The sequence below is a fragment of the Citrobacter sp. Cs237 genome, assembly GCF_030332325.1.
Classification (GTDB): Bacteria; Pseudomonadota; Gammaproteobacteria; order Enterobacterales; family Enterobacteriaceae; genus Citrobacter_A; species Citrobacter_A sedlakii.
Map to the genome: position 1 here is coordinate 1 of NZ_JAOWIB010000035.1, position 204 is coordinate 204.

The 204-nt window shown below is 66.7% G+C and carries 1 protein-coding gene; it reads left to right on the plus strand.

Features of this window, described 5'->3' with window-relative positions:
- Positions 1–204 (plus strand): hypothetical protein (locus OGY07_RS01220; RefSeq protein ID WP_286598203.1); only part of this gene is annotated, 204 nt, incomplete at both ends.

A 204-nucleotide genomic window follows, 5' to 3' on the forward strand; every position in this document is an offset into this window, starting at 1 on the left:
CCGAGCAGGGCGCGGACCTGACGCTCTCCGGCGCCACCACAAACGTGGAAGCCGGCCAGAACGTCACCGTCACCTTTGGCAATAAGACATACACCGCCAGCGTTGACAGTAACGGAGCATGGACGCTGGTCGTCCCGGCTGCGGAACTGGCGACCCTGACCGACGGCAGCGCCCGCGTGGAGGCCAGCGTCAGCAATGCGGCAG